This is a genomic window from Streptomyces sp. NPDC058880 (assembly GCF_042742535.1).
Classification (GTDB): domain Bacteria; phylum Actinomycetota; class Actinomycetes; order Streptomycetales; family Streptomycetaceae; genus Streptomyces.
Window position 1 is genome coordinate 25,819 of the sequence record NZ_JBHYMC010000014.1, and the last position, 8,015, is coordinate 33,833.

Consider the following 8,015-nt stretch of genomic DNA (forward strand, 5'->3'; position numbering starts at 1 on the left):
GGATGCTCGGCCGGGACGTCCTGACCGTCCTGAAGCGCGCCGGGATCGAGGCCGTGGGCCGCAACCGCGCCGATCTCGACATCACCGACCCGGCCGCGGTCCGGGCCGCGGTCGAGGGCGCTGCCGTGGTCGTGAACTGCGCTGCCTGGACGGACGTCGACGGTGCCGAGAGCGCCGAGGAGGCCGCGACGGCCGTCAACGGCACCGCCGTGCGCGTCCTCGCCGAGGCGTGCGCCGCCGCCGGCGTGCGGCTGATCCACGTCTCCACCGACTACGTGCTGCCCGGCGATGCCTCGGAGCCGTACCGCGAGGACGCTGTGACCGGCCCGGTCAACGCCTACGGACGCTCCAAGCTGGTCGGCGAGCAGGCCGTCACCGAACTGCTGCCGCAGGACGGCTACGTCGTACGGACCGCCTGGCTGTACGGCGAGCACGGGCCGAACTTCGTCGCCACCATGCTGAAGCTGGCCGCCCAGCGCGACTCGCTCGACGTGGTCGACGATCAGCACGGCCAACCCACCTGGTCCTACGCGCTCGCCGGCCGGCTGGTCGACCTCGGACTGGCCGCCCTCCGGGGCCGGGCCGCCGGCGGGATCTACCACGGCACCGCGAGCGGCCGGACCACCTGGAGGGGACTGGCCCGCGAGGCCTACCGCCTGAGCGGTCTGGATCCCGAGCGGATCCGGCCGACGACCTCCGAGGCGTTCGTCCGCCCCGCCGCCCGCCCCGCCTTCAGCGTGCTCGCACACGACGCGTGGCAGCAGAAGGCCGGACTGGAGCCGCTTGCCGACTGGCGCGAACAGCTGGCCCTGGCGCTGGCCACCCCCGGCTTCGCCGCACTCGCCGAGGCGGCCCGGGACGGCCGCGCGGGATGAAGACCCTGCTGAACAAGCTGAGTGCGGCCCTGCCGCCGGGCACCGTCGCGGTGGCCGGCGGCACCGTCGTGCTCGGCGGCGCCTCGTACGCCCACCTGGGCGTGGCCGGTCACAGCCTGTCCGATGCGGGCTATGCCAACGTCTCGGTGCTGTGGACGATCGTGATGTCCCTCGGCATCGGCATCTTCTTCCCCCTGGAGCAGGAGCTCACCCGGATCGTCTCCGCCCGGGTGGTCCTCGGCCAGGGCGCCGCCCCGGTGCTCCGCCGTGCCGGACTGCTCACCGCCGGAATCCTCGGCGCGACCCTGCTGGTTCTCGGCCTCGGCGCCGGCCCCCTGGCCGACCTGCTGTTCCACGGGGACCGCGCCCTGGTCGCCGCGCTCGGCGCCGCCTTCACCGGCATGGCCGTCTGTTACCTCACCCGCGGCGTGCTGGCGGGCCTCGGCCGCTTCGGCGCCTACGGCACCCAGCTCGCCGTCGACGGCGGGCTGCGGATCGTGCTCGCCTTCGGGTGCGCCCTCCTCGGACTGCACTCGGCACTGGCCTTCAGTCTCATCCTGGCCGTCGCGCCGGTGGTGGCGACGCTGGTGACGCTGCCCCCGCTGCTGCGCGCGGTCGGTCCGGGCGAGCAGATCGCCTGGCGGGAACTGTGCGGCGGCCTCGGCCTGCTGGTCTGCGCGACGCTGCTGTCCCAACTGGTCGTGAACGCGGCCGTGATGAGCACCAAGCTGCTGGCGCCGTCCGACAGCGCGCTGATCGCGGCGCTGATGAGCGCGACGGTCCTCGCACGTGTTCCGCTCTTCGTCTTCGGCTCGCTCCAGGCCTCGCTGCTCAGCGGCCTGACCGCGGCCTTCACCGCCGGCGACCGCGTGGCCTTCTGGGCGATGCTGCGCCGGATCGCGATGGTGGTCGGGGCGCTCGGCCTGCTCGGCGGCCTGCCCGCCACCGCCCTCGGCCCCTGGCTCATCGAGGTGCTCTTCGGCATCCAGGACCCGGTACTGGGAAGCTTCGACTTCTTCCTGCTGTCCGCGGGCACCGCGGCGTACATGTTCGCGATGGTGCTGGGACAGGCGCTCATGGTATTCAAGCGCCACAACCTCCAGTTGCTCTGCTGGGCCCTCGGTACCGCGGTCCTGGTGGGCATCACCCTGATCCCCGGCGAGGTGGCCGTGCGCGTGATCGTCGCCTACGCCGTGGGCTCGACCGCCACCGTGCTCGCTATGCTGGCAGCCCTCAGGCTGAGCTTCCCCGGAGCCGCGGCCGCAGCCGGTGAAGCCCCCCGGCAGTCGGCCGACACCGATACCGGCGCCGCGGGTGTGGGCGCGGTCGGGAGATGACCATGCCGGCCCACGACGTCACACCGATCACCGAGCACTCGTACGTGCCACATTCCGCTGGAGCTACCGTGTCCCAATACGACGATGTCTGGCTGGTCATACCGGCCTATAACGAGGGCCAGGTGATCGCCGATGTGGTCGAGGGGGCCCGCAAGACGTTCCCCAACATCGTCGTCGTCGACGACGGCAGCACGGACGACTCGGCCGAGCACATAGCGACCACGGGTGCCCACCTGGTCCGCCACCCGGTGAACCTGGGTCAGGGCGCGGCCCTCCAGACCGGTCTGAAGTACGCGCTCGCCCAGCCCGGTTCCCGCTACTTCGCGACCTTCGACGCCGACGGTCAGCACCAGACCAAGGACGTCGAGACGATGGTCGGCGTGCTGCGGCGGGACGAGGCCGACGTGGTGCTCGGCTCGCGCTTCATCGAGCAGAACGGCCAGGTGCCATGGATCAAGCAGGTCGTCCTGCGCACGGCCGCCGCGGTCAGTCCCACCGCCCGCAAGCTCAAGCTCACCGACGCGCACAACGGTCTGCGCGTCCTGAGCCGGAAGGCCGCCGAGCAGCTGAACATCACCATGAACGGCATGGCGCACGCCTCGGAGCTGGTCGGTTTCCTGGCGGGTTCCGACCTGCGGGTCACCGAGGTTCCGGTGGACATCCTCTACACCGAATACTCGCGCTCCAAGGGCCAGTCCCTCATCAACGGCGTGAACATCATCTTTGACATTTCGCTGCGGGAGCGTGGGCGTCGATGAAGTACTTCTGGATCCAGCTCGTCCTGATCGTCGGCTCCGTGTCGATGGCCCTGGTGTTCATCCGGACGTGGAGCCAGGCGAAGAACCGGGCCTGGAAGCGCATCGCCTTCTCCCTGTTCGTCATCGTCAACGTGTACGCCGTGCTCCGTCCGACGGACGTCACCTGGCTCGCCCAGAAGCTCGGCGTCGGCCGCGGCACCGACCTCGTGCTCTACGTGATGGTCCTGGCGATGGGCTTCCTCACGCTCAACACCTTCCTGCGGTTCCGCTCGCTGGAGAAGAAGATCACCGACCTCGCCCGGACGGTGGCCATCAACGAGGGCATGCGCCACAACGACGAGCGCCTGGCCCCCGAGCCCGGTGCCGCCGGCGACACCACGGCCGACGCCGACTCCGTGAAGGCCTGAACGCCCATGGTGACCTTCGACTTCATGCTCCCCTACTACGGGGACGTGCAACTGATGCAGGACGCCGTCCGCAGCGTCCTGGCGCAGACGGACCGGGACTTCCGCCTCGTCGTGATCGACGACGGCAAGGAACCCGACGTACCGGGCTGGTTCGCCGCGCTCGGCGACGACCGCGTGCACTACACGCGCAACGAGCAGAACCTCGGCATCACCAAGAACTTCCAGAAGTGCGTACGGCTGTCCGAGGCCGACCACGTGGTCATCATGGGCTGCGACGACGTGCTGCACCCGCACTACCTGGAGACCGTCCGCGCGATCATCGAGGAGCGGCCGGGTATCGGCATGGTCCAGCCCGGCGTCGAGGTCATCGACGGCACCGGCCGGGTGGTCCAGGGCGGCCTCGCCGACACCACCAAGAAGCGGCTGTACGCACCCCAGGTGAAGGGCCGCCGCCTGATGGCCGGCGAGGAACTGGCCGCCAGCGTGCTGCGCGGCAACTGGCTCTACTTCCCCTCGATCGCCTGGCGCGGCGAGGTGCTGCGCAAGGTGAACTTCCGGGACGACTACTCGGTCATCCAGGACCTCGCGCTCGTGGTCGACCTGCTCGAAGCCGGGGAGCAGATGGTCATCGACAACTCCACGACCGTCTTCCAGTACCGCCGGCACGCCGTCAGCGAGTCGTCGGTCCAGGCCTTCTCCGGCACCCGCTTCGCCGAGGCCGAGCGCTACTTCACCGCGGTGGCCGCCCGTATGGACGCCCGCGGCTGGCCGAAGGCGGCCCGCGCGGCGCGCTTCCACAGCGCCTCCCGGCTGCACGCGCTGACCATGCTCCCCGGAGCCCTGCGCAGCGGCAACAAGGAGGGTGCCCGCACGCTGGCGAAGCACGCCTTCACCTCGGGCCAGAACTGATTCAGACTCCGCCCACCACGAAACGGAACGAGATGACACACCTGGCCCCCGAGACGGTCGGCGAAGCCGGCGCCGCGGACCGGCGTCCTGGCGCACCGGCGCAGGGCGACAGCCGCCCCCCGGCGTCGCGGGGCCGGGAGTGGCTGTCGCGGCGGTGGGTGCGGATCCTGGCCGAGGTCGTCGTCAGCGTGGTCGCGGCCCTCGGGTACACGCTGCTCAGCCGGCACATCAGCGTCAACCCGATGAACCGGCTCGGGCAGGTCAGCGGTCTGGCCAAGCTCCAGCTGTACGCGGCCGTCCTCGGACTCCCGCTGCTCGGCGTGCTGCTGTACACGGCCTACCGGGGCCCGGTCCTGCGCCACGAGCTCGTCAAGCGACTCGTCTGCGGCGCCGTGGCCGGGCTGGCCACCGGCGTCGTGGCCGGCGGTGTCGTCGTGGCGCTGCGCGGCACCCCGTACCCGCTCGGCGGGCAGGAGGGCGACCCGAGCGTCCTGGTGGAGATGGCCAACTCGTTCCTGTCGGGCGAGGGCGTGTCGGGCATCTACCCGCCCGCGTTCCCGGCGCTCATCGCCCTGTGGGCCAAGGTCCGCTACGACGGCCTCGGCACCGCCGGCTTCGCCCTGCACGACCTGCAGATCATCTGCAGCGCCCTGGTCGGCCCGATGGCGTACCTGTCCTGGCGCCTGCTGCTCCGCCCCTTCTGGGCGCTGCTGATCGCCGTCCCGGCGGCCGTGCTCTTCCTCGACCCGATCCGCCCGTACAGCCACGTCGTCATGATCGTGCTGCTGCCGCTCCTCGGGTACTGCTTCCGCGAGCTGCGCCGGTCGGCCGGCCGCACCCCGAAGTCCCTGGTCCTGCGGGGCACGGCCCTCGGCGCGGTCTTCGGCGCGCTCTTCCTCTGGTACTCGGGCTGGTACGTCTGGGCCGCGCCCGGCGCCGCCGTCCTCTTCCTCTTCCTCTTCCCGTGGCGGGCCGGCGCCCCCGCGGTGAAGCGGGCGGCGCTGTTCGTCGGGTCGGTACTGATCACGGCCGGGGTCATCGGCGCCCCGCTGCTCTACCAGATGGCACGGCTGGGCGCGCAGACCCCGGACCGGTACGCCTACCTCGGCGTGTACGCCGACCCCGGCTACGTCCTGGGCTGGATCTCCGACCGGACCGGCTACATCACCTACGACCAGTGGCCCGTCTCCGGGGAGATGGCGGGCCAGACCGGGTTCGCGCTGCTGCTGATCCTCGGTGTGGGCCTCGGGGTCGGCCTCGGCCTGCGCAGTGTCATGGTCCGTACCGCCGCGGCGGTCCTCGCCGGTGCCTGGCTCGCCCGCTTCTGGTTCGCCTCGCACATGGCCCACGACAAGGCGGTCCAGCTCTTCCCGCGGACCACCTGGATCATCATGTACTCGCTGATGATCCTGGCCGTCCTCGGTGTGATGACGGCGGTCCAGCGCGGCTCGGGCTGGACCGAGCGGACCCTGCGGCCGGCCGCCGCCTCCCCGTCGGCCCGGGTCATCCCGCGGCGGACGATCCGTCAGCTCTCGGCCGGCATGGTGTGTGCGGTCGCGCTGTTCGCCACCATGGGCGCCTCCTGGTCGGCCAACCGCTACATGCCGACGCACGAGGACACCGACCTCATGGGCCTCGACGCCTGGCGCGCGCACACCATCAAGCTGCCGAACGGCACGTGCCCGCGCTTCGCGCCGGACAAGAACAACTGCGAGGACCTTCAGGTCAAGCTGTGGAAGCAGCACGAGGACCGCGGCGAGATCTGGTGCGCCAACATCGTGGCGAAGGACTGGCCCGCGATCTGCGGCCGCAAGGCGCCGTTCAAGGACAAGTCGGTGGAATAGCACCCCCGTACGAACCGGCTGCGACGTGCGTCACGTGTGCAACCCCCCCTCCCGCCCCGATGGGCCGTGACCCCGGACAGTAGGATCCGGTCGGTCGGTAGTGTCATGTGGCGGGATTGGCATAGGGGTTGGGGACAACTTGAAGATAGGTCGTGCGCGCGGGACGGCTCTGGCCGCCGCGCTGGGCGTCGTGGCGGTCCTGGGCATCCAGGGCTTCGCCAACGGCACGGGCAGTTCCGGCGAGGGCGACGTATCGCCCTACAGCGCCCGCGCCCGTGAGAAGGGCCCGGTCGAGGGGGAACTGCACAAGATCGCTCTCAAGCCCAAGGGAAGGGGCGAGGCCGTCCTCGCCCAGCAGGACACCGAGCCGTTCGGGCTCCTCGGCGTCTCCTGGAACGACCCCGAGGCCGAGGTGAAGGGCAAGATCGAGGCCCGCACCCGTGACGCCGACAGCGGCAAGTGGTCGAAGTGGGTCGTGCTGGAGCAGGCCGAGGCCGAACTCGACGGCAAGCGCCCGGGACTGCGCGGCGCCACCGAGCCCGTCTGGGTCGGCCCGTCCGACGGCGCCGAGGTGCGGGTGACCGGGGGCGGCGCCCTGCCCGCGGGCATGGAGCTGAACCTGGTCGACCCGGGTGCCGGCGCCGCGAAGGCCAAGAAGAACAACAACCTGGGTCTCGGCCCGGCCGCCTTCGCCCTCCCCGCCGCGGACCCCGCGCCGACGACGCCGGGACCGGAGTCGACCGCCCCGCGCCCGGACGTGGTCTCCCGCGTCCAGTGGGGCGCCGACGAGTCCCTGAACGACGAGGGCCCGATCTACCTGCCCGGCGGGAAGATCAAGGCCGTCTTCGTCCACCACACCGCGGCCACCACGCCCTACGAATGCACCGAGTCTGCGGCCATCGTCCGCAGCCTGCACGTCTACCACGTACAGGGCAACGGCTGGCGCGACCTCGGCTACAACTTCCTCGTCGACAAGTGCGGGACGATCTTCGAGGGCCGGCAGGGCGGTGTGGACCAGCCCGTCCAGGGCGCCCACACCTACGGCTGGAACTCCGAGTCGACGAGCGTCTCCGTCCTCGGTGACTACACCAGCGCCGGGGCCTCCGCCGCCGCGCTGGGCGCCATCTCCAAGGTCGCCGCCTACAAGCTGGGCCAGTACGACGGCGACATGAACGGCACCGCGGTGCTGACCGCGGGCGCCACGCAGGCGAACTACTTCGGCAAGAGCTACACCGCCGGACAGCAGTACGAGTTCAAGTCGCTCTCCGGCCACCGGGACGGCTTCAACACCCAGTGCCCGGGCAACTCGCTCTACCCGCAGCTCGAAGCGCTCCGCCAGACGGGCCCCGCGGCCCAGCTGAAGATCGCCTCGGTGAACGGCGCGACGGCCTCGCCGGGCGCCACCCTCCCGAGCGGCGCCGCCCTGACGGTCGACTGGACCACCAGCACGGCCACCGGCCGACTGGCCAAGTTCGAGCTGCTCGTGGACGGCGAGGCCACCGCGGTGACCGACGCCGCGGCCCGCAAGGCGACCACCGTCGTCACCGACGGCAAGCACGAGGTCCGGGTCCGGGCGACCGCCGCGAACGGCAAGGTCTCCACGAGCCTCGCGGTCACCGTCGAGGCGGACGTCAAGGGCGCCAAGTTCGTCCCCCTGAGCCCGAAGCGCCTGATGGACACCCGCGAGGGCCTCGGTGTCCGCAAGGGCCCGGTCGGCAGCGGCGAAGTGGTCACCCTGCCGGTGGCCGCCGCCACCGGCGGCACGCCCACCGCGGTGGTGCTGAACGTGACGGCGACGAACCCGACGCAGCCGAGCTTCGTGTCGGTGTACCCGAGCGGCACGGCCCGCTCCAGCGCCTCGAACCTGAACTTCACCCCGGGCCAG

Annotated in this window: 7 protein-coding genes; all 7 read left to right on the top strand. The window is 71.3% G+C overall.

Annotated elements, in window-relative coordinates:
• The first annotated feature begins 2 nt into the window (after positions 1-2).
• A complete protein-coding gene (rfbD, locus tag ACFW2G_RS11030; protein ID WP_384447141.1) occupies positions 3-875 on the top strand; it encodes a dTDP-4-dehydrorhamnose reductase in 873 nt (290 codons plus the stop codon).
• Positions 872-2,212: a lipopolysaccharide biosynthesis protein gene (locus ACFW2G_RS11035; protein ID WP_384581335.1), complete on the top strand. Its 1,341-nt coding sequence runs from the start codon at positions 872-874 to the stop codon at positions 2,210-2,212. The genes rfbD and ACFW2G_RS11035 overlap by 4 nt, the downstream gene beginning before the upstream one ends.
• A gap of 68 nt (positions 2,213-2,280) precedes the next feature.
• Complete coding sequence (locus tag ACFW2G_RS11040) at positions 2,281-2,970, top strand: glycosyltransferase family 2 protein (protein WP_037919885.1); 690 nt, start codon at positions 2,281-2,283, stop codon at positions 2,968-2,970.
• Complete coding sequence (locus ACFW2G_RS11045) at positions 2,967-3,377, top strand: DUF2304 domain-containing protein (protein WP_052030271.1); 411 nt, start codon at positions 2,967-2,969, stop codon at positions 3,375-3,377. The genes ACFW2G_RS11040 and ACFW2G_RS11045 overlap by 4 nt, the downstream gene beginning before the upstream one ends.
• Positions 3,378-3,383: 6 nt before the next feature.
• Positions 3,384-4,286, top strand: a complete 903-nt coding sequence (locus ACFW2G_RS11050; protein WP_037918924.1) for a glycosyltransferase family 2 protein — start codon at positions 3,384-3,386, stop codon at positions 4,284-4,286.
• Between the two features lie 32 nt (positions 4,287-4,318).
• Entirely contained in the window at positions 4,319-6,130 is a 1,812-nt protein-coding gene (locus tag ACFW2G_RS11055; RefSeq protein ID WP_384581333.1) for a hypothetical protein, read from the top strand.
• A 139-nt stretch (positions 6,131-6,269) separates the two neighbouring features.
• The coding region (locus ACFW2G_RS11060) for an N-acetylmuramoyl-L-alanine amidase (RefSeq protein WP_384680910.1) at positions 6,270-8,015 on the top strand (1,746 nt) is incomplete at its 3' end.

Bases quoted from the DNA above. Each gene is read 5' to 3' on its own strand.
- rfbD (WP_384447141.1), top strand. From the start codon at position 3: ATGCTCGGCCGGGACGTCCTGACCGTCCTGAAGCGCGCCGGGATCGAG.
- ACFW2G_RS11045 (WP_052030271.1), top strand. From the start codon at position 2,967: ATGAAGTACTTCTGGATCCAGCTCGTCCTGATCGTCGGCTCCGTGTCG.
- ACFW2G_RS11035 (WP_384581335.1), top strand. From the start codon at position 872: ATGAAGACCCTGCTGAACAAGCTGAGTGCGGCCCTGCCGCCGGGCACC.
- ACFW2G_RS11055 (WP_384581333.1), top strand. From the start codon at position 4,319: ATGACACACCTGGCCCCCGAGACGGTCGGCGAAGCCGGCGCCGCGGAC.
- ACFW2G_RS11050 (WP_037918924.1), top strand. From the start codon at position 3,384: ATGGTGACCTTCGACTTCATGCTCCCCTACTACGGGGACGTGCAACTG.